Source organism: Deltaproteobacteria bacterium (assembly GCA_009930495.1).
In the GTDB taxonomy this organism is placed as follows: domain Bacteria; phylum Desulfobacterota; class Desulfovibrionia; order Desulfovibrionales; family Desulfomicrobiaceae; genus Desulfomicrobium.
In genome coordinates, this window is record RZYB01000323.1 from 1 (window position 1) to 1931 (window position 1931).

Annotated in this window: 3 protein-coding genes; 2 read left to right on the top strand and 1 reads right to left on the bottom strand. The window is 59.3% G+C overall.

The window, feature by feature from the left end:
* A partial coding sequence (locus EOL86_14295) for a hypothetical protein (GenBank protein ID NCD26742.1) occupies positions 1 to 967 on the bottom strand: 967 nt, incomplete at its 3' end.
* 106 nt (positions 968 to 1073) lie between these two features.
* On the opposite strand from EOL86_14295, the gene EOL86_14300 reads away from it, so the two are divergent.
* Positions 1074 to 1598: an ArsR family transcriptional regulator gene (locus tag EOL86_14300; protein ID NCD26743.1), complete on the top strand. Its 525-nt coding sequence runs from the start codon at positions 1074 to 1076 to the stop codon at positions 1596 to 1598.
* A 2-nt stretch (positions 1599 to 1600) separates the two neighbouring features.
* Positions 1601 to 1931: hypothetical protein (locus EOL86_14305; GenBank protein NCD26744.1), on the top strand; the 331-nt coding region annotated here is incomplete at its 3' end.

The window sequence follows — 1931 nt, forward strand, 5'->3', positions numbered from 1 at the left end:
TGGCCATATCCCTGGACATGCGGGCAAAAAGCACGGCCATGCGTTGCTCGCCGCCGGTTCGCAGCTCGATGAATTGAATCTCCCGCCCCTTGTCCTTGGCCACCTTGATACCGAAATCCTGAACGTACAGGGTCACCCGTTCGACCGCGACATGCTCGTGCGGATGGCGCAACACATCCCGAACCAACTCCAGATAGCGCCCGGTGTCCGGATGCCGGGGAAGGTTGGCCAGTTTGTCTTCCAAAGCCTGAAACTCTTCCCGCCCCTGGCGCAGCTTGCCACGCAGGTCCGCGGGGACGGATAACGGCTTGAATTCCCGACTGGCCTGTTCCAGGGTGGCGATCCGCGCGCGCAACAAGCCCTCGGAGTCATGCAACTCCACCCTAAGGGTATCCGTTCGGCGCACCCGCTCCGGCACGAGTCCGGACAAAAACAGAACCAATTCGTCGGCCATGGCCGCCCGTGCCTCGGCCACGGACGGCGCGGCAATGGGAATGGCGTGGTCCTCGAAGCCGACCACGGTTTGCAGCACACCGCGTTTAACGATCTCACCGTCCAATTCACTGCCCAGAATTTCAAATTCATGCCGCCGCATGGTCATCAGAAAAAAACAGTCACGCGCCCCGTCCTCAAAGACGCCCTGGATGGCCGGAGCGCGCCTGAACGCCTCCAGACCTTCGTCCGGGGTGGCGAAGACCACCGGAATGAACGGGTCCCGGGCCCACGAATTCGCATCCACGCGCCGGGGCTCGCCCAATTCCCTGACCACGGCGCGGGCGTAGTCACGGGCCACGGCCACGGACGCGGCCAGTCCGGGCACGAGGTTGGGCAGTCCCCGAAACTCCGGAATCACTTCGGCCGCCATGCGCGCGATGATGCGCCGCGCATCCGGATCGGACTCGTGCCCATTCCGGCACAGGGGTTCAGGGATGATCTTCAGACGACAGGCGTGTTCGAATATGCTCATGGCGTTCTTGTAATCGCTCTCCACCCGAACCGCCACGACCGGATCATGACCTAAAAAATGCAAAAATCATCTTGTTTATTGTTCATGAAAGTTGTACGAGAAAGCCATGCTTTCCGAATTATTTTCCTCCAAGACCCGCATTCAGCTTCTCCTCAAGCTGTTCCTCAACCCCGAGGTATCCTGTTACCTGCGGGAACTGGCCACGGAATTCGATGTTTCGCCCAATGCGGTCAAGGAAGAGCTGGATAATCTGACCGAGGCCGGCTACCTGGAAAAGAAAAAACAAGGCCGGTCCCTGTTTTTCCGGGCCAACACGGCACACCCGATTTTCCCGGAGCTCCACTCCATCGTCAAAAAAAGCCTGGGTATCGACCGCGTCATCGAGGAAGTCCGGGCGGACCTGGGCGATGTGCGCGCCGTCTACATCCTGGACGACTACGCCCTGGGCAAGGATTCCGGGCTGATCGACCTCTTGATCGTCGGCGAGGTCAAGGAGGATCGACTGCGGGACTATATCCGCATCACCGAGTCCAAAATCAGACGCAAGCTGCGGGTCCTGGTTGTTGGCGTGGAGGAATTCGGGACATCGGCGCAAACCTTCTTGCAGCGGCCACATTGGAAGGTGGTATAGGCGTGACGCGCAAAAAACTGCCCATCGGCATCCAGTCCTTCGCCAAGATCCGCGAGGACGACTATTATTACGTGGACAAGACACCGTTCGTGGCGCGTTTGGCCGATGGCGGCAGTTATTATTTTCTGTCCCGGCCCAGGCGCTTCGGCAAATCTCTGTTTCTGGACACGCTGGGTGAAGCCTTTGCCGGCAACCGCGCTCTGTTCGATGGGCTGTATCTGGAAAAACATTGGGACTGGGACACGAAGCATCCGGTCGTGCGCATCAGCTTTGCCGAAGGGCGGTTGGAAAATCGCGCCCAGTTGGACGAACGCATTGTCAAACAGCTTCGGA